The organism is Candidatus Darwinibacter acetoxidans (assembly GCF_041936445.1).
Taxonomy (GTDB): Bacteria; Bacillota; Limnochordia; order Darwinibacteriales; family Darwinibacteriaceae; genus DTU010.
This window is the reverse complement of the sequence record NZ_JBHGXH010000149.1, coordinates 21134-44025: the sequence shown is the minus strand read 5'-3', so window position 1 is coordinate 44025 and position 22892 is coordinate 21134. Positions and strand designations below refer to the sequence as shown.

General features: G+C 59.2%; 29 protein-coding genes. All 29 read left to right on the top strand.

The features are described 5' to 3' along the window. Positions 1-228 precede the first annotated feature (228 nt). The 29 genes from ACE4YL_RS05560 to recN all read left to right on the top strand — a co-directional run bounded on the left by ACE4YL_RS05560 (position 229) and on the right by recN (position 22878). Positions 229-765 (top strand): YqeG family HAD IIIA-type phosphatase, encoded by a 537-nt coding sequence (locus ACE4YL_RS05560; protein ID WP_461358959.1) that lies wholly within the window; start codon positions 229-231, stop codon positions 763-765. 1 nt (position 766) lies between these two features. Continuing rightward, entirely contained in the window at positions 767-1846 is a 1080-nt protein-coding gene (locus ACE4YL_RS05555; RefSeq protein ID WP_461358960.1) for a GTPase, read from the top strand. 73 nt (positions 1847-1919) lie between these two features. Beyond that, on the top strand, positions 1920-2111 hold the full coding sequence (locus tag ACE4YL_RS05550; RefSeq protein ID WP_461358961.1) for a hypothetical protein: 192 nt from the start codon (positions 1920-1922) through the stop codon (positions 2109-2111). A gap of 109 nt (positions 2112-2220) precedes the next feature. Further along, positions 2221-3282: a M24 family metallopeptidase gene (locus ACE4YL_RS05545; RefSeq protein WP_461358962.1), complete on the top strand. Its 1062-nt coding sequence runs from the start codon at positions 2221-2223 to the stop codon at positions 3280-3282. Positions 3283-3294: 12 nt separating this feature from the next. Beyond that, positions 3295-3852, top strand: a complete 558-nt coding sequence (efp, locus tag ACE4YL_RS05540) for an elongation factor P (protein ID WP_461358963.1) — start codon at positions 3295-3297, stop codon at positions 3850-3852. Between the two features lie 29 nt (positions 3853-3881). Next, positions 3882-4331: a CD1247 N-terminal domain-containing protein gene (locus ACE4YL_RS05535; protein ID WP_461360207.1), complete on the top strand. Its 450-nt coding sequence runs from the start codon at positions 3882-3884 to the stop codon at positions 4329-4331. A gap of 105 nt (positions 4332-4436) precedes the next feature. Further along, positions 4437-5324, top strand: coding sequence for a stage III sporulation protein AA (spoIIIAA, locus tag ACE4YL_RS05530; RefSeq protein ID WP_461358965.1), 888 nt, complete (start codon positions 4437-4439; stop codon positions 5322-5324). Between the two features lie 33 nt (positions 5325-5357). Next, entirely contained in the window at positions 5358-5870 is a 513-nt protein-coding gene (locus ACE4YL_RS05525) for a hypothetical protein (protein WP_461358966.1), read from the top strand. A gap of 12 nt (positions 5871-5882) precedes the next feature. Next, positions 5883-6080, top strand: a complete 198-nt coding sequence (spoIIIAC, locus tag ACE4YL_RS05520) for a stage III sporulation protein AC (protein ID WP_461358967.1) — start codon at positions 5883-5885, stop codon at positions 6078-6080. 5 nt (positions 6081-6085) lie between these two features. Beyond that, positions 6086-6478, top strand: coding sequence for a SpoIIIAC/SpoIIIAD family protein (locus tag ACE4YL_RS05515; protein WP_461358968.1), 393 nt, complete (start codon positions 6086-6088; stop codon positions 6476-6478). A 12-nt stretch (positions 6479-6490) separates the two neighbouring features. After that, the gene (gene spoIIIAE / locus ACE4YL_RS05510; protein ID WP_461358969.1) at positions 6491-7648 is read left to right on the top strand and encodes a stage III sporulation protein AE; all 1158 of its coding nucleotides are present in this window, start codon (positions 6491-6493) and stop codon (positions 7646-7648) included. Between the two features lie 5 nt (positions 7649-7653). Continuing rightward, the gene (locus tag ACE4YL_RS05505) at positions 7654-8148 is read left to right on the top strand and encodes a stage III sporulation protein AF (protein ID WP_461358970.1); all 495 of its coding nucleotides are present in this window, start codon (positions 7654-7656) and stop codon (positions 8146-8148) included. A gap of 14 nt (positions 8149-8162) precedes the next feature. Further along, positions 8163-8699: a hypothetical protein gene (locus tag ACE4YL_RS05500; RefSeq protein WP_461358971.1), complete on the top strand. Its 537-nt coding sequence runs from the start codon at positions 8163-8165 to the stop codon at positions 8697-8699. Between the two features lie 11 nt (positions 8700-8710). Beyond that, positions 8711-9253 (top strand): SpoIIIAH-like family protein, encoded by a 543-nt coding sequence (locus tag ACE4YL_RS05495; RefSeq protein WP_461360206.1) that lies wholly within the window; start codon positions 8711-8713, stop codon positions 9251-9253. A 188-nt stretch (positions 9254-9441) separates the two neighbouring features. Continuing rightward, on the top strand, positions 9442-10863 hold the full coding sequence (locus ACE4YL_RS05490; RefSeq protein ID WP_461365088.1) for an ISLre2 family transposase: 1422 nt from the start codon (positions 9442-9444) through the stop codon (positions 10861-10863). Positions 10864-11003: 140 nt separating this feature from the next. Further along, complete coding sequence (locus tag ACE4YL_RS05485) at positions 11004-11423, top strand: Asp23/Gls24 family envelope stress response protein (RefSeq protein WP_461359442.1); 420 nt, start codon at positions 11004-11006, stop codon at positions 11421-11423. A gap of 1 nt (position 11424) precedes the next feature. After that, complete coding sequence (gene amaP, locus ACE4YL_RS05480) at positions 11425-11952, top strand: alkaline shock response membrane anchor protein AmaP (protein ID WP_461359441.1); 528 nt, start codon at positions 11425-11427, stop codon at positions 11950-11952. Between the two features lie 15 nt (positions 11953-11967). Continuing rightward, positions 11968-12177 (top strand): DUF2273 domain-containing protein, encoded by a 210-nt coding sequence (locus ACE4YL_RS05475; protein WP_461359440.1) that lies wholly within the window; start codon positions 11968-11970, stop codon positions 12175-12177. A gap of 6 nt (positions 12178-12183) precedes the next feature. Continuing rightward, positions 12184-12591, top strand: a complete 408-nt coding sequence (gene nusB, locus ACE4YL_RS05470; RefSeq protein WP_461359439.1) for a transcription antitermination factor NusB — start codon at positions 12184-12186, stop codon at positions 12589-12591. Then, on the top strand, positions 12588-13541 hold the full coding sequence (locus ACE4YL_RS05465; RefSeq protein ID WP_461359438.1) for a Kae1-like domain-containing protein: 954 nt from the start codon (positions 12588-12590) through the stop codon (positions 13539-13541). The genes nusB and ACE4YL_RS05465 overlap by 4 nt, the downstream gene beginning before the upstream one ends. Positions 13542-13558: 17 nt before the next feature. Next, positions 13559-14767, top strand: coding sequence for an exodeoxyribonuclease VII large subunit (gene xseA, locus ACE4YL_RS05460; protein ID WP_461360204.1), 1209 nt, complete (start codon positions 13559-13561; stop codon positions 14765-14767). Further along, positions 14754-14987 (top strand): exodeoxyribonuclease VII small subunit, encoded by a 234-nt coding sequence (gene xseB, locus ACE4YL_RS05455; RefSeq protein WP_461359436.1) that lies wholly within the window; start codon positions 14754-14756, stop codon positions 14985-14987. The genes xseA and xseB overlap by 14 nt, the downstream gene beginning before the upstream one ends. Next, positions 14984-15877: a polyprenyl synthetase family protein gene (locus ACE4YL_RS05450; RefSeq protein ID WP_461359435.1), complete on the top strand. Its 894-nt coding sequence runs from the start codon at positions 14984-14986 to the stop codon at positions 15875-15877. The genes xseB and ACE4YL_RS05450 overlap by 4 nt, the downstream gene beginning before the upstream one ends. A 927-nt stretch (positions 15878-16804) precedes the next feature. After that, positions 16805-17164 (top strand): hypothetical protein, encoded by a 360-nt coding sequence (locus ACE4YL_RS05445; RefSeq protein WP_461359434.1) that lies wholly within the window; start codon positions 16805-16807, stop codon positions 17162-17164. Between the two features lie 4 nt (positions 17165-17168). After that, on the top strand, positions 17169-19067 hold the full coding sequence (dxs, locus tag ACE4YL_RS05440; protein WP_461359433.1) for a 1-deoxy-D-xylulose-5-phosphate synthase: 1899 nt from the start codon (positions 17169-17171) through the stop codon (positions 19065-19067). After that, on the top strand, positions 19064-19867 hold the full coding sequence (locus tag ACE4YL_RS05435; RefSeq protein ID WP_461359432.1) for a TlyA family RNA methyltransferase: 804 nt from the start codon (positions 19064-19066) through the stop codon (positions 19865-19867). Before dxs ends, ACE4YL_RS05435 begins: the two co-directional genes overlap by 4 nt. A 6-nt stretch (positions 19868-19873) precedes the next feature. Then, positions 19874-20713, top strand: a complete 840-nt coding sequence (locus tag ACE4YL_RS05430; protein ID WP_461359431.1) for an NAD(+)/NADH kinase — start codon at positions 19874-19876, stop codon at positions 20711-20713. Next, positions 20703-21182: an arginine repressor gene (gene argR / locus ACE4YL_RS05425; RefSeq protein WP_461359430.1), complete on the top strand. Its 480-nt coding sequence runs from the start codon at positions 20703-20705 to the stop codon at positions 21180-21182. The genes ACE4YL_RS05430 and argR overlap by 11 nt, the downstream gene beginning before the upstream one ends. Positions 21183-21186: 4 nt before the next feature. Beyond that, positions 21187-22878, top strand: coding sequence for a DNA repair protein RecN (gene recN, locus ACE4YL_RS05420; protein WP_461360203.1), 1692 nt, complete (start codon positions 21187-21189; stop codon positions 22876-22878). The last annotated feature ends 14 nt before the right edge of the window (positions 22879-22892 follow it).

Below are 22892 nucleotides of genomic sequence, written 5' to 3'. Positions count from 1 at the left end.
GGCGAGATGTGGTATTCTTATGTTCAGGAACCATAGCTAAACCCTCCGTATCGTGTTAGTTTGGTTACCAACATCATACAGGGTTTCTGGCTGTGGTTCCATTCATTTCTTCGTGTTGCATTTCATTCTACAATGAGCCTTGACGCTATCGAGCCCTTTGGCTATTTTCTCCTGAACTGGGAGTGTGGTATAATAGATGGACATTAAGTGAAGTGGAGCTGCAGTTGGATGAAGTTACTCATTCCCGATGCCATCTATCCCAGTGTGCTGGATGTGGATCTAGCTGACCTGAGGCGCCGCGGTATAGCGGGCCTGCTGGTGGATATTGACAACACCATAGTTCCCTGGGGCAATCCCCAAATCGATCAGGCTTTGGTGGAGTGGATCAGGCGGGCCAAGGCGGAGGGGTTCCGCATCTGCCTGGTTTCCAACGCCCTGCCAGAGCGGACCAAAAGCTTTGCCGACCTCTTGGACATCCCCGCCGTACCCCGGGCCATGAAGCCCCTGGCCAGGGCGTTTCGCCGGGGGCTGGCCCTCTTGGGTCTACCGCCGGAGCAGGTGGCTGTGGTGGGCGACCAGCTTTTTACCGACGTCTTCGGAGGGAACCGCCTGGGACTTCTTACCGTTTTGGTCAATCCCCTGAGCACAACGGAGCTGGGCATGACGAAAATCATGCGCCGCCTGGAGCGGAAGGCACTGGGAAGATTAGCGCGGCTTGGACTCATCGACAAAGCAGCCCTTAGATCTCGGCTGGGGAGCGAATAAAATGCGGGAACTGTACTGCCAGGGTTGCGGAGCCAAAATCCAAAGCACAGATCCGGAAAAATTCGGCTATGTGCCGGAACACCTGCTGGAAGAGGGGGGTTCCATCATCTGCCAGCGGTGCTACAGGATTATCCATTACGGCCGCCATGAACTGGGGGCAGTCCAGGCGGACCAGGCCCTCCAGTCCATCGCCCACGGTCTGGACTGGGCCCAAGGGGTGGTCCTGGTGGTGGACATCCTGGATTTTGAATCGGGGCTGCCTCCAGAGTTTATCCGCCTGCTGCAGGGCCGCGAGCTGCTTGTGGCCGTGAACAAGGTGGACCTCCTTCCACCCCAGACACCCCTGGATGAAGTGGAGCGGTGGGCCCGCCGCCGCCTTAAGGATTTGGGCCTGCCTGGGGTAGAGGTCTGCCTGATCAGCGCCGTTACCGGCTGGGGCTTTCCCGCCCTGGCGGATCGGGTGGAGGGCCTGGGCAGCCGGGTGCTCTTCGTGGGCGTGACCAATGTGGGAAAATCAAGCGTGTTGGAGCGCCTTTTGCGAATGCGCATCGGCGGAGGCCAGCGCCGGGGGATCAAACCCACCATCAGCCCCTATCCGGGCACGACGGTGAGCGTCTCCCAATGGCACTGTCCAGGGATTACCTTGGGCGATTCCCCGGGCTTTGTCCCCCGGGGCCGGATCAGCGACCTGGTGGGGGCGGAGCAGGCGGTGAAGATCATCCCCCACAAAAGCATCTCGTCCCATCTTTACCCCGTGGGCCCAGGTGATCTAGTTCTGATCGCGGGCTTGTGCGTAGTGGAATGTCTGGAAGCGGGGGAGGGAGGGCTCCTTCTGGGCTTCACCGGCTCAGGTGTACACTGGCATAAATCCAGCCTCAAGCATCTGGAAAAGTGGCTGCAGCGGGATTCCGCCTTCGCCCGTTGGGAACAGCGCCCCGTTTGCCTTAGGCCGGGGGAAGATTTGCTGATCAGTGGGTTAGGCTGGGTTTCCGCCCGGAAGACCCCTTTTAAGCTGCGGCTCCATATCCCGGTGGGCGTGAAGCACTTCATTAGGCCCAACTTGATCGGACGGAAAAAATAGATCGTTTTTAGGCATAAAGCTTGTCCTCCCTGCACATACTGTTAGTATCAAATGGGTCAGGGAGGATGATGCTGTGCAGCCCTTTGTCTATGAAACAGCCGTTGTGTTTGAGTCCAGCGGGCAGTTTCTGGGAGACATCCGCCAGACGGTGCAGGAGCTCAAGCGCACCCATCCCCAACTGAAGGACTATTCCCTGGCGGATTTGACGGTACATAAGAACAAGGAGACCGTGAGCGTTACCTTGTATTTCCAGCCCAAAGCCTAAAACCCCAATCCCAGATGGGGTTTTTCTTTTGCCAATTGCGGAGTAAGGCAGGAGTTTCCATAAAAGGGATAGAAAAGACAGTTATCAACTGCCATTTAGGAGGTCGAGTATGGAGCGAGTAGCCCGGATTCGCGAGCGTCTGCAGGCTGAAGGCGCAGATGTTTTCCTTATCTCCAATCCCGTCAACAGACGCTACATAACGGGTTTCACCGGTTCTGCCGGCCTGGTCTGGATTTCCAGCACGAAGCAGGCCATTTTGACCGACTTTCGTTATGTGGAACAAGTAAAGGCGGAATGCCCTGGTTGGGAACTGATCAGGATTGAGACGTACAATGATGCACTAGAAGAGCTGATCAAGGGGGAAAATATCCGCAGCATCGTTTTTGAAGAGGAGCATGTCACCGTCAAGCAGCTCAGGGAGTGGCAGGATAGGTTTGCGGTGGAGCTTAAGGGGAGCAGCGGCTGGGTGGAAGAGCTGCGCATGTGCAAGACCCCCGCTGAAATCGAGCACATCCGCCGCGCGGCCCAGATCGGAGATGAAGCCTTTGCCGAGCTGTTGCCCAACATCAAATCTGGCCGCACGGAGCGGGAGATCGCCTTGGAATTGGAGTATCTCATGCGCCGGAAAGGTGCCAGCGCCATGTCCTTTGCCCCCATTGTGGCCTCTGGCCCCCAGAGTGCCCTGCCCCATGCTCGGCCCGGGGAACGCATCTTGAGCTATGGCGATTTCGTGGTGATGGACTTCGGCTGCGTGGTGAACGGCTACTGCTCCGATATGACCAGGACCATCGTCATCGGCGAGCCCGAGGAGCGGCATCTGCTCATCTATGATCTGGTACTCAAGGCGCAGGTGGAGGCCGTGGAGGCTGTGGCGCCAGGAAAAACCGGGGCGGAAATCGATGCCATTGCCCGGGAGATCATTGCCGAAGCGGGTTACGGCGACTATTTCGGGCACGGCCTGGGGCACAGTGTGGGCCTGGAGGTCCACGAAAACCCGCGGCTTTCCAAGACCGATCAGACGGTGCTGGCGCCCGGGATGATTGTGACTGTGGAACCCGGCGTGTACCTGCCTGGCTTTGGCGGGGTACGGATCGAAGACTTGGTGGTGGTCACCGAAGATGGCCACGAGGTCTTGACGTCCAGCTTCAAAGAACTGTATGTGGTGGAATAGGAGGAAGCGGCTATGATCTCAGTGAACGATTTGCGCACAGGACTCACCATCGAGGTGGACGGTGAAATTTACAGTGTCGTGGAGTTTCTCCATGTGAAGCCGGGCAAGGGCGCGGCCTTTGTGCGGACCAAACTGAAAAATCTGCGCAGCGGGAACACTGTGGAAAAGACCTTCAGGGCCGGCGAGAAGGTGGCCCGCGCCCATATCGAGCTGAAGGAAATGCAATTTATGTACAGCACCGGCGATGATTATTTCTTCATGGATATGGAAACCTATGATCAGATTTCCCTGACCAAGGACGACCTGGGGGATGCCCCGAAATACCTTATTGAGAACATGACCATCGGCATCCAGTTTTACCAGGGTCAGCCGGTGGGCGTGGAACTGCCCACAACAGTCGTGTTAGAGGTTGTCCATACCGAGCCGGGCTTCAAAGGCGATACCGCACAGGGTGCCACCAAGCCGGCTACGCTGCAGACGGGTATCACGGTGCAGGTGCCCCTCTTTGTGGAACAGGGCGATATGGTGAAGGTGGATACCAGGACAGGGGAGTATCTCTCCCGGGCTTAATCAGGCAGAAGAATTAGGAGGTGGATTTGTTGGAGACCGTAAAGGAGAAGATCGCATACTTGCGCGGGGTGATTGACGGAGAGTCGCCGCCGGAGGAAGGTCGAGCCACTTTTCTGTTTTCCAGGGTTTTGCAGATCCTAGAGCAGCTGGCCGCGGATGTGGAAGAGCTGAAGCAAGCCCAAAGGGAGCTGGAAGAGTATCTGGAGGAAGTGGATTTCGACCTGGCCTACCTGGAAGATGAGTTTTTCGCGGATGAGGATGAGTACTATCCCCAGGAGTGGGACGATGATGAGGAGTCCTATGCCGAAGCGGAGTGCCCCGAATGCGGGTATGTGATGAGGTTTGATGAGGACTTCCTGTTTGATGAGGGAATCCAGATCCGCTGCCAGCGCTGTGGTGCCGTGGTCGTTGAAACCGATGATTTCCAAGACTTAGAAGAGGTCTTCAACGAAGACACCGAGCCTGAAGAAGAGGAATAAGAAGAGACTAGTACCTAAGATCAGCGAGGCTGCCCGGTTAAGGGGCAGTCTTTTTTTGTCATAACTTGTCCCCTCTGCTCATATAGTGCGGTAGAGGTGGGCTACATGCTTAAGTTTCTAGCCCCTGCCATCAGGGAACTGGTGAGCCGGGCCCCCCTGGGGGAACTGGAGGAAGTGCGTCTGCGGCTCCAGCGGCCCTTGATGCTCAAGGACCGAACCGGTTATTTCTACCTCTCGCCCCAGGCGCAGCCTGCACCGTCCAGCCGGGCCTATCTGGTCACCGGGGACGATCTGGAGCGCACGCTGCAGCTGATCACGGAAAGCTCCTGGTACGCCTGGGAACAGGAAATCCTAGGCGGCTATTTGACCCTCCCCGGCGGGCATCGAGTGGGCATCGCCGGCCAAGCGGTGTACAGCGGCGGCAGCCTGAAAACCATCCGCAGCATCTCTTCCCTGAACTTCCGGCGGGCCAGGGAGGTCTTGGGGGCGGCTGACTCCGTGATCAAGCAGGTGGTACCCCGCCCCGGGGAGCGGGTGCTCTCCACTTTGATCGTCTCTCCGCCGGGGTGCGGCAAAACGACCCTGCTGCGGGATCTCACCCGCCAGGTGGCTGGGGCGGGTTTTCAAGTCGTGGTCATCGATGAGCGTTCGGAAATCGCCTCTTCCTACCAGGGCGTGCCCCAACTGGATGTGGGGCTCCAGACAGATGTACTAGACGGTTACACCAAGGAACTGGGCGTCCAGCACGCCCTCAGGGCCCTGGCCCCACAGGTTGTGGTCACCGATGAGATCGGCCAACAGAGAGATGGTTGGATCTTGGCTGAACTGGCCCGCAGCGGTGTCAAGGTCATGGCCACCTGCCACGGGGAGGGCTGGGAGCAGGTGAAAAGGCGCAGCTGGCTCAAGGACGGCTTAGGCGTTTTTGAGCTGGTGGTGATCCTCTCCCGCCGCCTGGGCCCCGGGACAGTGGAGTCGGTTCTAAGAATCGGATAGCGGTCATAAGCATAGGAGGACAGGGGTGAGGATATGAAGAGCTTAGCCGCGGCCCTGATCATTTTTTCCTGCGGGGGGATGGGCCTCATCATCGCTGGCAGCTACAAACAGCGGGTACACCATCTGCGGGAACTGATCCGCTTTGTCCAGCTCCTGGAATCGGAGATCCACTTCGCCCGCACCACCCTGCCCAAGCTCATCGCCGGGCAGGCCGCCCACTTTTCAGGTGCCGTGGGCAGATTCCTCACAGAGCTCAAGGAGGCTTTGACCGCCGGCACCGGCGAGAGTTTTGCCTCCATCTGGGACCAGGGCTTGGCCATTTTGGCGCAGGACGGCCTGCCCCCTGAGGTACTGGAAGAACTCCACGCCTGCGGAAAGGTTCTCGGCCGCAGCGACGCCGCGGAACAGAGCAAACACCTCAAACAGCTGCTCTACCGGTTGGAACAGGCGCTGGCCGCGGCGGAACGGGATCAAGAAAAACACCTGCGCCTCTGGCAGTATTTGGGCTTCGGCGCAGGACTGCTCCTCGTGCTGCTCTTGGTTTAGGAGGGATGGGCGTTGACCGACTTATCTCCGATCTACCGCATCGCCGGCCTAGGCATTTTGGTGGCGGTGCTCAACATTTTCCTGGTGCAGGCGGACCGCAAAGAACAAGCCCAGATGCTGAGCTTGGCCGGGGTTATCATCGTGCTTTTGTGGCTGGTGCAGATGGTGGGCCAGCTGTTCTCCCATGTGGAATCGGTCTTTAGGTGGTGAAGGCTGTGCTCTGGCTTCCCCTGGTGGTGGGTGTGGGTATAGCGCTGACGGTTTTTCAAGCGGAGTTTCGGGAAGAGCAGCCCTCCTGGGCGGTTTTGCTGGCCGTGGCCTTTACCGGAGTGGTGCTGCTGATTCTTATGCCGGAAGTTGCCAGCGTGGTGCAGGCCTTAACTGCCCTGGCCCGGGAAGGCTCCATCGGCTCCTTCTATCTCAACCCGGTGCTCAAGACCATTGGGGTGGCCTATGTCACCTCCTTCGGGGTGCAGGTCAGCCAAGAAGCGGGGGAGGCGGCCATTTCTGCGGTGATCGAACTCGCGGGGAAGCTGGTCATCCTCATCATCGGCCTGCCTCTGCTCCAGGCCATCGTCCAGACCCTGTTTGGCCTCCTGGGCCTGTAGAAGGTGGCGGCCGTGGCTAGAGTGCTTGCCGCCGGTTTACTTGTGGTCCTCCTGTGCATGGGCAGCTGCGGGCAGGCTCAGGAGCTTTTCCAAGAGTCCATCCGGGCCCAGCTGGAAGAGCTGGATTTGGGGCAGCTGCTGCGCTTTACAGAAACTTTGGAGGAGGGCTACCGGGAGCTGGTGCCCAGCCTCCATTGGCGGGATCTCACCGCGGGGGCCACCACCTCCCGATCTGTGGGGGAGCTTCTGGCACTGCTGCTGCAAAGCTTCTTGGGGGAGTTGAGCCTCAGCCTAGCCCTCCTGCGCCAGCTTCTGGTGATTGGCATTTTAGCCGCTTTGCTCCAGAGACTGAGCACTTCCTTTGGCAGCAAGATGGTGGTGGATCTGGCCTTTGCCGTTTGTTTTTTCGTCCTGGTCCTTTTGGGGCTGCAGAGTTTCCGCTTGGCGGCCGGCATTGCCCAGGAGACAGTGGATACCATGGTGAGTTTTATGCATTCCCTCCTGCCCATGTTGGCCACACTCTTAGTCGCGGTGGGGGGAGTGACTTCCGCTGCGGTGTTTCATCCTCTGCTCTGGGCCCTGGTGACCACCATCGCCAGCTTGGTGCAGCACCTGCTGCTTCCTTTGATCCTGCTCAGCACCGCCTTTTCCCTGGTGAGCAGCTTCAGCAGCGAGTTCGCCTTCCCCAAGCTGGGCGGCCTGCTCAGGCAGGCGGTGATCACTATTCTCGGAGTTATGTTCATCGTCTTCTCCGGCTTCATGGTGGTGCGGGGCGCCATTGCCCCCATTACAGATGGCATCTCGCTGCGCACAGCCAAGTACTTGACCAAGGCCTTCATTCCCATTGCCGGCGGCATGTTCGCCGACAGCCTGGAGGTGGTTGTGGGCGGGTCATTGTTGATCAAAAACGCCGTGGGTATCTTTGGCCTGGTGATGATCCTCTGCCTGATGGCAGCTCCCCTGCTCAAGGTCCTGGCCATGGTGTTCATCTACAAGCTGGTGGGTGCCCTGCTGGAACCCATCAGTGATCGGCGCCTGCTGCAGGCCTTGGCAGTGTTGGAGAGTTCTTTGGTCTTGGTGATGATTGCCCTGGGTACCGCCGCACTCATGTTCTTCCTGGCCATTACCATCCTGGTGGGCATAGGTAACTTAGCCGTTTTCATGAGGTGAAGTCGATGTACTGGAAACAGTGGCTGCAAACGCTGTTAAGTCTAGTGGTTCTTCTGGGTGTGTCGGAGCTGCTGCTCCCCCCGGGGGAGCTGGCCAGGTTTGCCAAACTGGTGCTGGGGTTGTGCCTGATGCTGGCCGTCCTGCAGCCCCTGGTGCTGCTGGTGAACCAGGACCTGCTGGGGGTAGATTTGGCCTGGCTGCGCGGAACAGATGTCGCCCCTGAGGTGGAGCTCTCCGCGGAGCGGCTGCAGTGGGCAGGGATCCAGGTCCTGTGGCAGGAGCATGATCAGCAGTTCGCGGCTGAACTGGAAAAGGCTTTGGCGGCCCTCCCAGGGGTGCAGAAGGTCCAGGCGGACCTGCCCCCTCAGGGCAGCGGGGCCCAGAGTGTGCGGATTTTCCTGGAACCATACGAGCCCCACCTGAGGCTGGATGTTCAGGAAACGGCAGCCGCGCTTTTGCGGGTTTCCCCCGGGCACATCGCCGTGCTGCCCTGGCCGTAGTGAGGAGGTGGGCCATGGGTGAACTCTGGAATCGCTTGACCGAGCGGCAGAAAAGGATACTTCCCTGGCTGGCGGTGATTCTGGTGATGGGAGCGGGCCTGCTTCTGCTTCAGCCGTCGCCAGGGCCCCAGTCGTACACAGCACCGCCTGCTCCGCAGCCTTCGGAAGGGCCTGGGGATCTGGGTGAGCGCCTGGCTAAAGAGCTCACGGACATTCTCAACATGATGCTGGGGGGGAAGCGCTGCTCCGTGTTTTTGACCATGGACCGGGGGGCCAGGCTGGAGGTGGCCCGAAACGTCACCGAAGAGGTGCGCACGGGACCAGAGGGTTCGGTGGAGAGGCGGTTCACTTCAACACCTGTTATCCTCCGCAGTGATGCGGACCGCCGGGAAATTCCCCTGGTGCTGGAGCAGATTGAGCCCCAAGTGAGGGGGGTGCTGGTGGTGGTGGATGCGCCGGCCAGTGCCGAGCTGAGGCTGGCGGTGGCCCAGGCCGTGGCCACTGCCCTGCAGCTGGCTATGTACCGCATTGAGGTTGTTTTTCAAAGATAGGAGGGTGGAAAATGGCCAAGTTTTACGTTGTACGGGGCAAGAAGGCCCTGCGGAATCTAGTCATTATGGTTTTGGTGCTGGCGGCTTTGGTTTACATTTTCCGGGTGGAAAGCGATTTGCCGGAAGAAGCGGTGACCGCCGAACCCACCAGCAGCGTGGAGCAGGTTGTGGTGGTGGAGCCGGTCACGGTGCGCACGGTACCCACCAAGTTCGCCGAGTACAAACTGGAACGGGAGCGCATGCGCAGCAGGCAGATCGAACTGCTGCAGAACATCGCCTACGATGCCCATACGCAGGAGGAGCGTAGGGAGGAAGCCCAGATTCAGCTCCAGCTGCTCATTGAGCGAATCACCAGGGAAACGGAAATTGAAAATCTGCTCAAGGCCAAGGGGTATCTGGATGCCCTGGTGCTTTTGGACCAGGAAGCGATCACGGTGGTGGTACCGGTTACCCTCACCAGGGATGAGGCGGCCCGCATCGGTGAACTGGTGCACCGCTTGACGGGACTGAGTATGGAGCGGATCACCATCGTTGATGAGACGACTAGTGTCTAAGGCTGAGTTCCCTTGGGTCTCAGACCTGTGGGTTTGGGGCCTTTTTAGTTCCGTGGCCTGGGGCTCTCCGCTGCCCCAGAAGCTAGTGTAAAGTTACTGTAGGACAGGAGTTTGACTCAAGAAAATAGAAGAAGATCCCACCGTCCCTGCAGGAGACGAGTACGAAGTACTCAGAGGTGAGATCTTCTATGCAAGCAATATTCGATGAAAGTCTAGTGTTTTCCTTTCAGGAAGTTGTCAAAGAAGCGGTGTCCGAGGTTATGGCCGGTAAGGGGATGCCGGCCTTTCAGCAGGCGTTGCGAAATGGTCTGAACAGAATCTGCTGTACCATTCAGCAGCGGGTACTGGAGTTGATTGACCAGGAGTTGCGCGACAACCTTCCGCTTAGGAAAGGTTGGGTTATCGTACGACGAGACCCCAAGACCATCCTCTCACCCTTTGGTGAAGTTCACTATGAACGTACACTGTTCCGGAACAAGAAATCCGGACAACATGCGCATTTGGCAGATAGGTTGGTGGGATACAAGCCTCACCAACGCCTCGACACCCTACTGGAAGCGGACTTGTTAGAAGAAGCTGTTGACCGGTCGTACGCCAAGGCGGGTAAGAGCTTTGAAACCCATACGGGCATTAGAGTATCAGGGCAGACCGTTCTCAACATTGTCCGAAAATTGCAGCCCGAGAAGATAGAGCTCAAGGAAAGAATTAAGGTTAAGAAGGTTGCCAGCATCCTGTACGTTGAGGCCGATGAAGACCATGTTCCGCATCGAGAGAAAGGTGTTAGTGCTTTTGAGCAACGTCTTGTCTACGTCCATGAAGGACGAGTTAGAGTCGGCAAGGATCGGTATGAGCTGATTGGGAAGAAGTACTTCACTTTTCCTCCTGGTACTGCGTCACAGGTGATCTGGGACACCATTTGGCGCTATCTTGAGGCCACTTACGATCTCGAACAGACGAAATACATCTTCATTTCCGGTGATGGGGTTCCTTGGATCAAGGCTGGAGCCGAGTACATTCATGGTGCACACTATGTACTTGACGGGTTTCATCTGCGGCGTGCCATTTTCAGGGCAGCAGGTGCCGACGAAGAAAAGAGGGAAGCCCTGTTTGGAGCTGTATTGAGCGGAAAGAAGCGAGAAATGAACCGCCTTCTAGCGGCATTTCGCCAAGAGACGGAAAAGGAATCTCGCAAGAAGGCCATTTCGGAAGTCCAAACATACATCAACAACCAATGGAGCGGTATCCGGGCTATGCGGAAATACGACAGACTGCTTGTCGGTTGCAGTGCGGAAGGCCACGTGAGTCATGTTTTGTCCGCACGCTTGAGCAGCCGACCCATGGGATGGTCGTACTTGGGGGCCAACCAGATGGCCCACTTGAGAGTCCATCGCGCGAATGGAGTCAATTTATCCCAGGTTTACATAGAGCAAAGCGCCCAGAGGAAGAAGGGGTTTACTTCAGAGCATGTTCCTACGGCGGCTGTGCGTCAGATTTCCAAAGCCGTTGGTTCAAGTTGCGAGACTCTAGGTAACATTCCTTCCCTTGCCAGTGGCACTAAGGGTTGGTCTCCATTGTTGCGACGCATATCCAACGCAGTGTTCGAGTTCTGATCAGAACGACATGATATCTTGGCTCGTCACAGGGGCGGGAACGGACCTTCGATCCTACAGTGCCTTGACACTATCGCCCCAGAATCGAAAATTGTAGGATAAGGAATTGTTTGGTATAATACCCTAAGGAGGTGTGGAACATGTCAGAAAACGAACGCCGCACTGAATTGGGCGATCTGAAGATTGCCAACGAAGTAGTGGGGATCATTGCCGGGTTGGCTGCCACTGAAGTACCGGGCGTCGCCGGTATGAGTGGCGGGATTGCCGGAGGAATCGCGGAAATGCTGGGGCACCGCAATCTGTCCAAGGGCGTCAAGGTGGATGTTGGGGCCCACGAATGCGTGGTCGACCTCTTTGTGATCATCGAGTATGGTTACAGCATTCCCGAAGTCGCCCGGCAGATCCAGGAGAACGTGAAGCGCGCCATCGAGGTTATGACCGGCCTTGATGTGATGGAAGTTAATCTGCACGTTTTGGGTGTCCAGTTTCCTCAAGAGAAGAAGGAAGACAAGGGAGAAAAGGTAGAAGAAGAGCAGGTGCCCGCCTCTAGGGGGAAGTAAGATGACTCTTTTGGACCGAGTGTTTCTTGGGATCAGTGCACTGGTGTTGGTCATTTTTGCGGGTTTGACCGCGGCCACCTTGTTTGGCAGCGACGTGCTGGTGGCTTGGCTGAACTCGCCCAGCTTCGGTTTTGACGGTTCCCTGGTAGCCCTCATTCTGGTGCTTTTAGCTGCCTATCTGGTGGTTTTGATCGGCAGGATGGATACCAGTAAGTATATCGTTTACCAGCGGGAACTAGGTACCGTGCGCATCAGCGCCGACAGCGTGGAGAGCCTCATTGTGGAGGCGGCCAGTCAGATACCCGGCGTGCAGCAGGTACGGGCTTCCTTTACAGATGTGGTGGAACCGAAGGTAACTTTGAAAATCACCGCTTATCCCGATCACAATCTGGGGGAGCTTTCTGAAGAGATTCAGGAAAGCGTAAAGGAATATGTGGAAAAAACGGTGGGAGTAGTCATCCAGGAGATTGACATATCAGTGGTGGGAATTTCCAAGAAAACCGACACCGAACTCCATGGGATAGCGTAGAAAGGTGTGTGCGCAATGAAGGAAAGGCTTGTGGCCATACTGAGTGCCCACATGGGGAAGATTTTCGGTGCGGTGCTCGGTCTCATACTTGGTTGGATTATCATCGCCTACGGGATTCTGAAGGGCTTGTTCGTGGTGCTCTGTGTTGCCGCCGGGCTGTATCTCGGAGCGCTGCTGGATTCCCCCAGGGGGTCGGACAGTTTCTTGGGTCGGTTTTTGAGGTGATCGCGTTTGAGTAGAAGGCTGGCACGCCAAGTTGCATTTCAGACCCTGTTCCAGATTGACTTGGCCAACAGTGACGTGGAAACCGCGCTGGAACAGCGGTTGGACGATGCTGCACTAGATGTGGACAACCAGGAATATGTGAAAGAGGTCGTGCGGGGAGTAATGCAGAAGCTGCCCGCCCTTGATGCCCAGATCTCCGCGGTCTCCAAGGGTTGGCAGGTACACCGGCTTGGTTTTGTGGATCGCAACATTCTGCGGCTGGCGATCTACGAGATCGTTTTTATGGATGAAATCCCGGTGCGGGTGGCGGTGAACGAAGCCGTAGAGCTGGCCAAGGAATTCGGCGATGAGGAATCACCCAAGTTCATCAACGGGCTCCTTGGCACCGTGGTCCGGGATGGGGGCTTTGCATGAGGGTTTTTCTCGGCATTGACACCAGCAACTACACAACATCCATGTGTCTGCTGGGCGAGGACGGGGAGATCATCGCCGATGAACGCCTGCCGCTGCAAGTAGCTTCTGGTTCGCGGGGACTGCGCCAATCAGAAGCTTTATTTCAACACGTGAAGAATCTGCCGGAGCTCACCTCAGCCCTGCGGCCGGCTTTGGCTGGCCATACCCTGGCGGCTCTGGGCGTTTCTGTGCAGCCCCGACCGCAGGACGATTCCTACATGCCCGTGTTTTTGCCAGGCCGGGGCTTGGCCCGGAGCCTGGCGGATTTTTTCCACGTGCCTTGCCACGAGCTTTCCCATCAGGAAACACACATCTGGAGCGGGATTGCCGCAGCTCCAGGTCCCCAGGCCCGTGAGTTTCTCGCCATTCACCTGTCCGGTGGAACAACCGAGCTTATGCATGTGGTGAGGAACAGTGAGACCTACCGCCTGGGCATAGACCTCTGGGGCGGAACGCTGGATCTGCATGCGGGTCAGGTTGTGGACCGCTTGGGGGTACGGCTGGGTCTGGATTTTCCTGCTGGGCCTGCCTTGGAGGCGCTGGCGGACGAGACCACGGAGACGGTACCTGTACCCACCTTTCACCGGCAGGGGGTGGTGAGTTTCTCCGGTCCCCTCACCGCCCTGGAGAGGATGGTGGGCCAGGTGGAGCCCGCGATCTTGGCGCGCTCCTGCCTGCTTGGCATCGCCAGGACGCTGGTGAAATGGATCCGCTGGGCGGAGGAGAGAACAGACTGCCGCGAGCTCTTGCTGGTGGGCGGGGTAGCGGCCAATCTGCTGATCCGGGGGGAGCTTCAGCGGAGATTGCCTAACTGGTGCTTGTACTTCGCGCCGCCCCGCTACAGCGTGGACAATGCCTTGGGAGCCGCCTATTTCAGTGCCCTGCGGGAAGGGGCGCTCTATCTGCCTTAACCACAAAGCAAAGGGGGATGCCGGTGCAGCCCATCACCGTCAGTGAACTAACCAGGATGATCAGCTCGGCCCTGGCCGATCCTGTTTTCCAGAACCTGGCTGTTATCGGTGAGGTTTCCAACTTCGTCCACCATTCCTCGGGGCACATGTACTTCTCTTTGAAGGACGCCCACAGCCGGATCAAAGCGGTGATGTTCCGCAGCCGCAACCGGCTGCTCAAGTTCCTGCCCAAAAACGGCGACACCGTGATCGCAGTGGGCTCGGTGGGGGTCTATGAACCCAATGGGGAGTACCAGCTCTATGTGGAGGTGCTGTTTCCCCAAGGAATCGGCGAGCTGCACCTGGCCTTTGAACAGCTCAAGGCCAAGCTGGAAGCGGAGGGGCTTTTCGACCCGGCCCGCAAAAAGCCCCTGCCTCTGCTGCCCAGGCGAGTGGGGGTGATCACTTCACCCTCTGGGGCGGCGCTCCGGGATATCCTGCACGTGCTCACCAGGCGTCATCCCGGCGTGAATGTGCTGGTCTTTCCCGCTTTAGTTCAGGGTGAAGAAGCGCCGGCCAGTCTGCGCCACGCCCTGGAGCTGGCCCAAGGTACAGACTGCGATGTGCTGATTATCGGCCGGGGAGGGGGATCCTTCGAGGAGCTGTCCGCTTTCAACGACGAGCAGCTGGCCCGGGCCATAGCCCAATCCGCCATCCCCGTGGTTTCTGCGGTGGGGCACGAAACCGACTTCACCATCGCCGACTTCGTGGCCGATCTCCGGGCCCCCACCCCGTCTGCCGCCGCGGAGCTGGTGGTGCCCCTCCAGAGCGAACTGAGGGCTGCGGTGGGGTCGTATGGGGTCCGCTTGGCGGCTGCCCTGCGGCGGAAGATCGGCGCGGAACGCAGATTCCTGGCTCAGCTGACCAAGAGTGCCGCCCTGAAGCGGCCCGACTTTATGGTGAATCAACTGCGCCAGAGAGTGGATGACCTGGTGACCAGCCTGGGTCTGCACACCACCCACAATCTGGCTTTACGCCGCAGCCGGCTGGGCACCTTTGCGGGGAAGCTGGAGACGCTCAGCCCCCTCAAGACCCTGGCCCGGGGCTATGCCATCTGCTCAGATGAAGAGGGGCGTGTGCTGCGCAGTGCAGAGCAGGTAAGCAGCGGGGATGCGGTGAACGTAACCCTCTATCAAGGGCGCTTAGTGTGCAGAGTAGAAGGGAGAGTTCTCCATGACGGAGCCTAATGCCCAGGAGCTAAAATTTGAGGAGGCCCTGGCCCGACTGGAAGAGATCGTCCGCCTGCTGGAACAGGGCGAGTCCACATTGGATGAGTCCTTGACCCTGTTCGAAGAAGGGGTCAAGTTGGCCCGCTTCTGCAGCAATAAGCTGGATGAGGCGGAAGGTAAAATCGAGATCATGATTAAGGAAGGACAAATCCAACCCCTGGAGGTGGCAGAAGAGTGACGATCCTCTCCCGGGAGTGGTCCAGCTGGATCCAAGATGTCGAGGCAAGTTTAGATAAGGCGCTGCCCCCGGCGGACACCTTCCCCCAAGTTCTGCATGAAGCCATGCGCTATTCCACCCTGGGGGGCGGAAAACGCCTCCGGGCCGTTTTGGCCATGGGGGCCTGCGCCGCGGTGGGCGGGGACCCTGCCCAGGCTGCGGGTCTAGCCGCCGCGGTGGAGATGATCCATGCCTATTCCCTGATCCATGACGATCTGCCCTGTATGGACGATGATGATTTCCGGCGGGGTAAGCCCGCCAACCACATCGTCTACGGGGAAGCCATGGCCGTCTTGGCCGGGGATGCCCTGCTGACGGAAGCCTTTGCTGAACTGGCCCGGCTGCCGGAAAAATACGGGGTGTCTCCGGAAACAGCGGTGCGCATCGTGGGTGAGCTGGCCCTGGGCGCAGGATCCCGGGGGATGGTGGGGGGACAGGCTGTGGACCTGCTGAGCACAGAGCAGACCCCCGATGAAGAGACCCTCCGCTACATCCACACCCACAAGACCGGGGCGCTGTTCAAGGCCGCGCTGCGCAGCGGGGCACTTCTGGGCGGAGCCAGCGAGGAGGAGCTCGCGGCCATCACCCGCTACGGCGAATGGTTTGGCTTAGCTTTCCAGATCACCGATGATATCCTGGATGAAGTGGGTGATGCCCAGAGCTTGGGGAAACCGGTGGGCAGCGATCGGTCCCTGGGTAAGCAGACTTACCCCCGCCTCTACGGGCTGGAACGATCCCGGGCTTTGGCCGCGGAGTGCGTGGAGCACTGCCTGGAGGCCCTGAAAGACTTTCCTGAGCGGGCTGGGCTCCTGCGGGAGTTGGCCTCCTTTATTCTCCAGCGCACCCATTAGTCCGTGGGCCATTTGCTTGCCCCGCATGAAGAGAGTATGCTATAATGAGATTACCCTGGAGGTGAATGGCGCAGTATTCTAGTCGCCTGCCTTGTTTTTGAACACGGGCCTAAAAATCCGTTGCTGGCACATCGATGAAGTCCTTGGTGGCGGCTTCTGACGCCCCGTTGGGGGCTGCTGCTGAGGGTTAAGGTGGGAGGGCGATCTGCAAGGGCATGCAGGCGTTGACCCTCCCTCCACGGAGACCCATTCTCGTGGAAACAGGGAAACCGCGTTTCTACGGCTTGGGACTGAACCTGCACGCGATACGCATTTGCAGCTTAGTTGTACTTAAGTGTTGGGTGCAGCGTAGCCTGTCTTGAGTGGTGATCGGGGGATAGGGTTTGCGGGCTGTGCTCCCCTGGCCAGGGAGCTCGGTCTTTCGCCGGGAGGCGAAGTACCCTTGAAACCATCACTGCAAAAGAGACTAGAAAACAAGGATGGCGTCGAGGAAAACTCCTAGACTGTTTCTCAGTGAGAAGGTGAGCTGGGGATTACGGTGTGGTCTAAGTGGTAATCCAGCCTCGCGTTGGTGACAAGCGAAAAGATCGGAAAGGGGAAACCGCCAGTTACGGTGACGGACTGGAAGATCTTTGGGAAAACCTGCTGGACCTAAGCCACAATCTTTACTCAGTTCACTGCCATTCACCTCAGTATACATAAGAAAGAGGTTTTCACGGAGTAATGGGCCGATGGAAGGCTGTACTTACGTTAACCTTAACGACATTTGTGGTCTCCATAGTATTTAACCTGGGTAGTAACAGTGTTCTAGCGATTATGCCGGTGACGGCGAGCTTGGTGTTACTACTTTTTATTATTCTTATAGGTGTAGTTTTTGACATTTTGGGCGTTGCCGCCACCGCGGGCGAGGAGGCGCCCTTTCATGCCATGGCTTCCAACCGGGTACGAGGCGCCAGGCATGCCATCCTGCTGGTGCGCCACGCGGACGGCGTTTCCACCTTCTGCAATGATCTGGTGGGTGATGTGGTGGGTACCCTCAGCGGAGCTCTGGGTGTGGCCATCCTGCTGCAGCTGCGGGGCGCGTCGCCGCGGCTCCAGGAAACGGTGGCCAATACACTGATGGTGGCCTTGATCGCCGCGGTGACGGTGGGTGGTAAGGCCCTGGGCAAGGGAGTGGCCATCTCCAAATCCACCACCATCCTCTTGGTGGCGGGACGCATACTCTATTCCTTGGAGAAGATCGGGGTGAGGCTGCCTGGCCTCACGGTGAAAAGCAAAAAGAGGTAACAAGATGGGCGAAGGACTTTTGGCACGCATCAATTCTCCGGAAGATCTTAAGCAGCTGGATCTGCGCAGCTTAGAGCAGCTGGCCGGAGAAATCCGGCAGATCATTGTCTCCACGGTGGAGAAAAACGGCGGGCATCTCGGTGCCAATTTGGGCGTGGTGGAGCTTACCTTGGCTCTGCACTCGGTCCTCTCCGCGCCGCGGGACAAAATCATCTGGGATGTGGGGCACCAGTGCTACACCCACAAACTGCTAACCGGCCGCCAGGACCGGTTTCACACTTTACGCCAGTGGGGCGGGCTCTCGGGCTTTCCCCTTCCCAGCGAGAGTGCATACGACCATTTCGGGGTAGGACACAGTTCTACCTCCATTTCCGCGGCTGCAGGTATGGTCATTGCCCGGGACCTGAGGGGCGAGGACTACCAGGTGGTGGCGGTGATCGGGGACGGAGCCCTCACAGGGGGCATGGCCTTTGAGGCGCTGAACCACATCGGCTCCTTGGGCCGGGACATTATCGTGATCCTCAATGATAACGAGATGTCCATCACCAACAACGTGGGGGCCCTCAGCGATTATCTGGGCCGCATCCGTTCCCACAGTGGGCTCTACCAGGCCCGGGAGGGGTTGGCAGCTTTCCTGCGCAGCGTTCCCCTGGTGGGTCAGCCCCTGGCCAGGCTGGCCCATAGGGTGAAAGTCACTCTGAAACACATGCTCCCTGGCCAGCTCTTTGAAGAACTGGGCTTTGCCTACCTGGGTCCCTTCGACGGACACAACATCGCCGAGCTGCAGCGGGCCATCAGGGCCGGCATGCAGCGGCGGGGGCCCGTGCTCATCCATGTCCATACCCAAAAGGGGAGGGGGCATGCTCTGGCCGAAGAAAATCCCCACCGCTATCATGGTGTCGGCCCCAGCCGGAGCGGGGACCAAGATAACGGTCCCACCTTCAGCGAGGTGTTCGGCCGGACCCTGGTGCAGCTGGCGGAAAAGGATCCCAGGATTGTGGCCATCACCGCGGCCATGCGGGACGGTACCGGGCTGGGACCCTTTGCCCAAGTCTTTCCCGCCCGCTTTTTCGATGTGGGTATTGCCGAGCAGCATGCCCTCGGTTTGGCCGCGGGTATGGCCAAGGAAGGCCTCCGCCCTGTGGTGGCCATTTACTCCACTTTCCTGCAGCGGGGTTACGATCAGGTGATCCACGATCTGGCCCTGCAGGGGCTGCCGGTGGTGCTGGCGGTGGACCGCGCCGGTGCGGTGGGGGAAGATGGCGCAACCCATCAGGGTGTTTTCGACATCAGCTTTCTGCGTCCCGTACCGGGTCTGACCCTGCTGGCCCCCAGGGATGGCGGCGAGCTCGCGGCCATGCTGGCCTGGGCCCTCACGCAGGAGGGGCCGGTGGCCATACGCTACCCGCGGGGCAGTGCCGGAAACCTGGCCGCGCGGGGGCCCTTCGCCCCGCGAGAGCCCATTCCCGCCGTGGAAGTAAAACCCGGCCGTGATGGGGTGGTTTTCACCTTCGGACCCATGGTGGATGTGGCCCTGGAGGCCGCCGAAAGCTTGGAGCCAAAGCTGAGTTTTTCTGTCGTGAATATGCGCACCCTCAAGCCGCTGGACCAGGCCGTGGTCCGCAGCGCGGTGGAGGGGAAGAAATACGTGTTCACCCTGGAAGATCACGTCTTGGCTGGAGGGTTTGGCAGCGGCGTTCTCGAAGTACTTATGGACATGGGCGCAGGCAAACCCCCATGCAGGGTGGAGCGCCTGGGCTACCCCGATGGCTTCATTCCCCATGGTTCCATCCAGCGCATTCACCAGGAGTACGGCTTGACCGCACCGCAGGTTGCCGAGGCCCTGCGTAGAGCGGTTTCCCGGCGTAAATTGCGGGTGGCCATAAGTGGGGATGCCAAGTGATCCGACTGGATCAGCTGTTGGTCAGGCGGGGGCTGGCGCCCTCACGGCAGCGGGCCAAGGAGTTGATTGCCGAGGGCCAGGTTCTGGTGAACGGCGTTAAGGCTGTCAAGCCCAGTTACCAGGCTCCCGCAGATGCGGTGCTGGAAATCTTAGGAGAACCCTTACCCTATCCCAGCAGGGCTGGGCTGAAGCTGGAACGGGCCCTGGAGGTCTTCGCCGTGGAGGTGACCGGCAGAACCGCCCTGGATGTGGGGGCTTCCACCGGCGGTTTCACCAGCTGCCTGCTGCGGGCCGGGGCCAGGAAGGTCTATGGGGTAGATGTGGGGCAGGATCAGCTGGTGCCTGAGCTGCGCAGCGATCCCCGGGTTGTGGTGATGGAAAAGACCAACATCCGGGACCTCACCCCCGAGCAGCTGCCGGAGCTGGCTGATTTAGCCACGATAGATGTTTCCTTTATTTCGCTCACCAAGGTCTTCCCCCACGTGCGGGCCCTTCTTAAGCCGGGTGCCGATGTGATCGCCTTAATCAAGCCCCAGTTCGAAACGGGTGGCGTGGGCTTGAGCAAGCACGGGGTGATCCAGGACCCCAGGATCCACTTGACCTATCTGCCTCCGCTGGTCAATGAACTGCAGGGCCAGGATCTGGGGCTCTTGGGCTTTGAGCCCTCGCCCATCAGCGGTCTGAAGGGCAATTTGGAATTTTTGGCCCATTTTCGCCTGGGGGCCGCGGTGCGCGACGCCTCCCACGTGGTTGCCGAGGCTATCCGCGCCGGGTGGGACCGCCAGTCAGGGAAAGGATGAACGTCGATGAGGATAGGAATCGTACCCCATACGGGAAAAGAGACAGCCATGGATCTCAGCCGCGAACTGGCACACATCCTTGACCAGCGGGGTGTGGAACACCGGGTGATCTTGGCGCCCAGCCGGGATAACCTGGCCCATGTAGACCTGGTGATCGTCTTGGGCGGTGATGGAACGCTGCTCAACACGGCGCGCCTGGCCAGCCACGTCCAGGTGCCCGTTTTTGGGGTGAATGTGGGCCATTTGGGCTTTTTGACCGAAGTGGAAACCGATGGACTCTTCCCCGCCCTGGACAGGCTCTTGGCCGGGGAGTTCACCATCGAGAAGCGCATGCTGATCAGCGCCAGCATTGAGCGGGAAGGCCGGGAGATCGCCAGCCATGTGGCCCTCAATGATTTTGTGGTGACCCGGGGCACCTTTGCCCGCATTATCGAGTTCAGTATTTTCGCCGACGGACAGCCAGTTGCTGATTATGTAGGTGACGGAGTTATTGTGGCTACGCCCACAGGCTCCACCGCCTATTCCCTGGCAGCTGGAGGGCCCATCATCGAACCCCTGCTGGAATCCATCTGCATCACTCCCATCTGCGCCCATTCTTTGGCTGCCCGCTCCGTGGTGATCAGGCCCGAGGTGGAGGTGCAGATCCGCCTCAACCGGGCCAGTGAGTCGGTGATGCTGACCATCGACGGACACGATGGCTTTCCCCTCTTGACTGGAGATCGGGTGACCATCCGGCGGGCAGGGCAGTGGGCTTTATTCGCCCGGCTGGGTGATCGGGGCTTTTTTCAAGTACTGCATTCTCGCCTGAGAATGCCGCAGATGGGAGGTGGGATCCGTGAAGCATAAGCGCCAGAGCAAGCTCTTGGAACTGGTGCGCCAGCACAATGTGGAGACCCAGGAAGCCCTCATGGAGCTTCTCCAGGCCCACGGGTTCCGGGTAACCCAGGCCACCATCTCCAGGGATATCAAAGAGCTGCGCTTGGTTAAGGTTCCCAACGGTCAGGGCGGCTACAAGTATTCCCTGCCCTCCACCGTGACCATGGGGGATCTTTTGGGGCGCGCCCGCCGCATTTTCCGGGACTATGTGCGCAGTGTGGACTTCAGCGGCCCTTTCATTCTGATCAAGACCTACCCCGGCGGGGCCCATGCGGTGGCGGCCATCATAGATGAACTGGAGTGGCCGGAAATGCTTGGGAGCATAGCCGGTGATGACAGCATCCTGATTCTCACCCACGATCCTCAAAATAAGCCCAGCCAACCGGAAGGTCCCGCAGGTCTTGTCTTCAGCCGCATCCAAGAGCTCATGGAGAGGTGAGTGCATGCTCAAAGAGCTGCAGATTCGCGACTTTGCCCTAATCGAGGACTTGGAATTATCATTCTATTCTGGCTTCAGTGTGCTCAGCGGAGAAACGGGTGCCGGGAAATCCATCATCATCGATGCTCTGAGCCTGCTCACGGGGGCTAGGGCCTCCACCGAGGTGATCCGCACTGGAGCCGGGCGCGCCCTCATCTCCGGCGCCTTTACCCCCAGCCCAGCCGCGGCTGCCCTTTTGGAAACATGGGGCATGCTGGAGGGGGAGGAGCTGATCATCACCAGGGAGATCAGCACAAGCGGCCGCAGCAGGTGCTGGATTAACGGCCATCTGGCCACCGTGGGCCAGCTGGCCTCCTTAGGGGCCCAGTTGGTCGATATTGTGGGACAGCACGACAGCCAAAGCCTCTTAAGGCCGGAGAACCATGTGCAGCTGCTGGACGGCTATGGGGGCCCGGACCAATTGAGTCTTCTGGCCAGAAGCGATGAATTGGCCAAAAAGTGGCTGGCCCTCCAGGCGGAAAAGCGGCGCCTGGAGAGCGATGAGCGGGAGAGGAACCGGCGGATGGATCTGCTAGCCTACCAGATCGAAGAGATCACCGCCGCGCAGCTGCAGCCCGGAGAAGATGGACAGCTGGAACAGGAGCGCTCCCGGCTGGCCAACTTGGACCGCATCCGCCAGGCTGTGGAGCTGGCGGTGGGCCTCTTGGGGGAAGGCTTGGGAGATGGCGAGCCCCTGCTGCACCTGCTCTCTTCCATCGAGGGGGAACTCGGCCGGGCCGCGAGGCTTGATCTGCAGCTGGAACCGCTGGCCCAGCGCTACGGAGAACTGGTCATCAACCTACAGGAGCTCCACCGGGAACTGCGGGGCTATTTGGAGGGCCTGCCCGCGGACCCGGGACGGCTCAACGCCATCGAGGAGCGGCTGGCGCTTTTGGACGGATTGAAGAGGAAATATGGAAGTACGGTGGAGGAAATCCTCAGCTACGGGCAGCGGGCCGCAGACGAACTGGCCGTGCTCCAGACGGCAGGTGTTAGGGCCGCGGGTCTGGATGAGGAATGCCGGCGCTTGGAGGAGCACTGGCTGCACTGCGCGGAGCAGCTGACGCAGCGCCGCCGGGAGCTGGCCCAGGAGCTGGAGCGGCGGGTCAAGGAGGAGCTGAGGGATCTGGCCATGGAAGGCACCCGCTTTGCGGTGCACTTTGTGCCTAGGGAAGGCCGCAGCCCCGCCCTGGGGGGCCGGGAAAGGGTTGAGTTCCTGCTTGCCGCCAACGTGGGCGAAGAGCTCAAGCCCTTGGCCAAAGTGGCCTCCGGGGGTGAACTAGCCCGGGTGCTCTTGGCCCTGAAGACCGTGCTGGCCCAGGCGGAGGAGATTCCCACCATCGTCTTCGATGAAGTGGATGCGGGCTTAGGCGGACGCACCGCGGTTAAGCTGGGCGAGAAGCTCAGGAGCCTGGGTGAGCTGCGCCAGGTGCTCTGCGTAACTCACCTGCCTGTGGTGGCCAGTTTTGGCACGCATCACTATTCGGTGCAGAAATCCACCCGCCAAAGCCGGACTATCGTGCAGGCTTCGCTTCTGGGGCCTGAAGAGCGGGTTGTGGAACTCACCCGCATGTTGGGCGGCAGCGCCGATGAGCAGGTCACCAGCGAACATGCCCGGGAGCTTCTGCGCAGAACTTCCGGGGAGCTTGGCAGCTAGTTCCTTCTATATAG

Coding starts and splice junctions, on each gene's coding strand:
- ACE4YL_RS05560 (WP_461358959.1), top strand. CDS start 229: ATGAAGTTACTCATTCCCGATGCCATCTATCCCAGTGTGCTGGATGTG.
- ACE4YL_RS05555 (WP_461358960.1), top strand. CDS start 767: ATGCGGGAACTGTACTGCCAGGGTTGCGGAGCCAAAATCCAAAGCACA.
- ACE4YL_RS05545 (WP_461358962.1), top strand. CDS start 2,221: ATGGAGCGAGTAGCCCGGATTCGCGAGCGTCTGCAGGCTGAAGGCGCA.
- efp (WP_461358963.1), top strand. CDS start 3,295: ATGATCTCAGTGAACGATTTGCGCACAGGACTCACCATCGAGGTGGAC.
- spoIIIAA (WP_461358965.1), top strand. CDS start 4,437: ATGCTTAAGTTTCTAGCCCCTGCCATCAGGGAACTGGTGAGCCGGGCC.
- ACE4YL_RS05525 (WP_461358966.1), top strand. CDS start 5,358: ATGAAGAGCTTAGCCGCGGCCCTGATCATTTTTTCCTGCGGGGGGATG.
- ACE4YL_RS05505 (WP_461358970.1), top strand. CDS start 7,654: ATGTACTGGAAACAGTGGCTGCAAACGCTGTTAAGTCTAGTGGTTCTT.
- ACE4YL_RS05500 (WP_461358971.1), top strand. CDS start 8,163: ATGGGTGAACTCTGGAATCGCTTGACCGAGCGGCAGAAAAGGATACTT.
- ACE4YL_RS05495 (WP_461360206.1), top strand. CDS start 8,711: ATGGCCAAGTTTTACGTTGTACGGGGCAAGAAGGCCCTGCGGAATCTA.
- ACE4YL_RS05490 (WP_461365088.1), top strand. CDS start 9,442: ATGCAAGCAATATTCGATGAAAGTCTAGTGTTTTCCTTTCAGGAAGTT.
- ACE4YL_RS05485 (WP_461359442.1), top strand. CDS start 11,004: ATGTCAGAAAACGAACGCCGCACTGAATTGGGCGATCTGAAGATTGCC.
- amaP (WP_461359441.1), top strand. CDS start 11,425: ATGACTCTTTTGGACCGAGTGTTTCTTGGGATCAGTGCACTGGTGTTG.
- ACE4YL_RS05475 (WP_461359440.1), top strand. CDS start 11,968: ATGAAGGAAAGGCTTGTGGCCATACTGAGTGCCCACATGGGGAAGATT.
- ACE4YL_RS05465 (WP_461359438.1), top strand. CDS start 12,588: ATGAGGGTTTTTCTCGGCATTGACACCAGCAACTACACAACATCCATG.
- xseA (WP_461360204.1), top strand. CDS start 13,559: ATGCCGGTGCAGCCCATCACCGTCAGTGAACTAACCAGGATGATCAGC.
- xseB (WP_461359436.1), top strand. CDS start 14,754: ATGACGGAGCCTAATGCCCAGGAGCTAAAATTTGAGGAGGCCCTGGCC.
- ACE4YL_RS05445 (WP_461359434.1), top strand. CDS start 16,805: ATGGCTTCCAACCGGGTACGAGGCGCCAGGCATGCCATCCTGCTGGTG.
- dxs (WP_461359433.1), top strand. CDS start 17,169: ATGGGCGAAGGACTTTTGGCACGCATCAATTCTCCGGAAGATCTTAAG.
- ACE4YL_RS05430 (WP_461359431.1), top strand. CDS start 19,874: ATGAGGATAGGAATCGTACCCCATACGGGAAAAGAGACAGCCATGGAT.
- recN (WP_461360203.1), top strand. CDS start 21,187: ATGCTCAAAGAGCTGCAGATTCGCGACTTTGCCCTAATCGAGGACTTG.